Origin of the sequence: Verminephrobacter aporrectodeae subsp. tuberculatae At4 (genome assembly GCF_000193225.1) — a bacterium.
In the GTDB taxonomy this organism is placed as follows: Bacteria; Pseudomonadota; Gammaproteobacteria; order Burkholderiales; family Burkholderiaceae_C; genus Acidovorax; species Acidovorax aporrectodeae.
In genome coordinates, this window is sequence record NZ_AFAL01000099.1 from 1 (window position 1) to 1,994 (window position 1,994).

The window sequence follows — 1,994 nt, forward strand, 5'->3', positions numbered from 1 at the left end:
TAATTCTTGGCGCGCATGTATTCGATGCTGCCGAAGTAAGGCGACATGCCCGGCTCCATCCAGCCCGAGCGCAGGGCGAAGGCCCGGTTCTTTTCCTTCTCGACGAAGATCACCGGGCCGTGGCGCGTGAAGCGCAGCTGCGCCGTCACCGGCGCAGCGCCCTTGACCTCGATCGGTTCATGCAAGACGCGCAAGCGCTCCCATTGGCCCTGGTACTTGTACTCGTCGGGGTTGTCCGGGTTGAGTTCGTAGACGTACAGGTCTTCCTGGTCGATGCTGAAGATGGTCAGGCCAAAGGCGATGCTGCCGTTGTGGCCGATCGAAATGCCCGGCAAGGCCGGCTCGCCAGCGCCGATGACGTTCAGGCCGGGCGCAATCAGGTGCGCGATGTAGCGCAGCGACGGCGCGGAATAGGCGCGGTGCGGATCGTTCGCCATGATCGCGCGGCCGGTCGCCGATTTCGCCGGCGCGACCACCCAGTTGTTGCTGCCTTCCATGGTTTCTTCGAGGTTTTCGTCCGCGGCGATCCGGATGCTGTCGCCCTGATCGTCGGCGCGCGCGGCCAGGCTGCCCGGGGTGATCCGGACATTCTGCGTGGCCAGCTGGAACACCTTGAGCAGATCCTCGGGCAGGCAGGGATCGAGCCCTTCGGGCAGCGTCGCTTCCCACTTCGGCTTCAGGCCCAAGCGGACGGTGTCGGATTCGAGGTTCGCCTTGCAGACGACGTGGGCGCGCGCAACCTCGCTGTTCAGATTGCGCGTCAGTCCATGGCTGCGAATACGCACCACGTCCTGCGCCTGCCACCTGGCCGGCAGGTAGGCGAGCTGTTTGAATTCATACGGCAGGCGCTCGGGGTGCGCCGTCACGAAATCGACGTAGGCATTGATCCCGGCGACGAAGGCGGTCGCCACTTTCTCCGCTTGCTTGCCGTAGGCGTTCCACTCGCGCTGCATGTCGCCGCGATACAGGAACAGGCGCGTGGCCTGGTCCTGCGCAACGTAAGCCGGACCGAACACCTGCGCCAATTGACCGAGTCCGCGGCGGCGCCACAGGTCGATCTGGAACAGGCGATCGCGCGCGGCGTTGAAGCCCTGCACGAAGAAGGCGTCGGTCTGGCTGGCGGCGTAGATATGCGGGACGCCCCATTCGTCGATGAGGATTTCGGCCTTCTGCTGCAGGCCGGGGACGCGCAGGGTCTCCGTCGTGCCGGCTGCATGCGCCAAGGGCATGAGCAGGCACAGCGACAGCGCGGCGCAAGCGGTTCTGCATCGGTTCCTGGCGCCCGCGGGGGCGCGCATCGCTGGTAGCGCCTTGGAAGGCATGAATCCGGATGCTTGTGTCATGGGAGTGTCTTGCATGGAAGGTGGGCGCTCGGGCGGATGGCTGGTCCGCGGTTATGTAGCAATTTGTTAGTAATGTCCAGGATATCCAAGAATGATGCAATAGAAATTCCGCTCCAGCAGGGAGGACCCGTTCTCCGGCGCCGGGCTCGCTGCGCATTGGCGGGCAGAATACGCGACTGCATCGACCTCCTTGCACCCCCAACAACCCCGGATACCCCATGACGCAGAACGACCCACTGGAACAATGGCTTGCACAGGAGCGCGAGATCGTCTCCCGGCTGGACGCCGGCGCAGGCCCCGGCATTGTCCGGCCCGACCAAGTCGCCGCAATGACCGGTTTGCAGATGCTGCAAGCCATGCTGCGCGGCGAACTGCCCTACCCGCCCATGGCACGCACGCTCGACTTTCACATCGTCGAGGTGGGCGACGGCCTGGCGGTGTTTCAGGGCGCGCCCGGCGCAGCGCACCTCAACCCCATGGGCACGGTGCACGGCGGCTGGTTTGCCACCCTGCTCGACTCGGCCATGGGCTGCGCCGTGCACACGCGCATGGAGCCGGGGCACGGCTACACCACGGCGGAACTCGGGGTGAACCTGGTCAGGGCCATCACGCCCAAGGTGCAGCGGGTGCGTGCGCGGGGCCGCGTGATCC

The 1,994-nt window shown here is 65.6% G+C and carries 2 protein-coding genes; one reads left to right on the plus strand and one right to left on the minus strand.

Going from position 1 to position 1,994, the window contains the following annotated elements:
- Positions 1–1,229, minus strand: a 1,229-nt coding sequence (locus tag VTU_RS25625) for a penicillin acylase family protein (protein ID WP_138927788.1), incomplete at its 3' end; no start/stop codon positions are given.
- Positions 1,230–1,561: 332 nt separating this feature from the next.
- Between VTU_RS25625 and VTU_RS25630 the strand changes: the two genes are divergently transcribed.
- The coding region (locus VTU_RS25630) for a PaaI family thioesterase (RefSeq protein ID WP_010101055.1) at positions 1,562–1,994 on the plus strand (433 nt) is incomplete at its 3' end.